Raw genomic sequence first — 236 nt, 5'->3', positions numbered from 1 at the left:
ATGCTACAGCAGCGGCAGTTTGATGCATATTAGAGCGACGAGTATCAATAAGCTCTTCTGAAACCGCTTTTTGATGGAACAGCTTGTTGGCTCGTTCATAATCATTTTCAGCAAGTTGGTTAGCTGATATTGCACTGGTTAATTCTGCTTTAAGACGCTCATATTCAGCCGTAAATACACTCGAGTCGATGGTAAATAACACATCGCCTTTTTGCACTAGCGCGCCTTCTTTAAAG

General features: G+C 41.9%; 1 pseudogene. It reads right to left on the bottom strand.

What is annotated here, in order from left to right:
- Nucleotides 1–236 (bottom strand): annotated as a pseudogene (locus tag AAEY78_RS14960) (hypothetical protein); the annotation flags it as partial.

Origin of the sequence: Psychrobacter sp. 16-MNA-CIBAN-0192, assembly GCF_040309565.1 — a bacterium.
GTDB lineage: Bacteria > Pseudomonadota > Gammaproteobacteria > Pseudomonadales > Moraxellaceae > Psychrobacter.
This window is presented reverse-complemented; position numbering and strand designations above follow the sequence as displayed.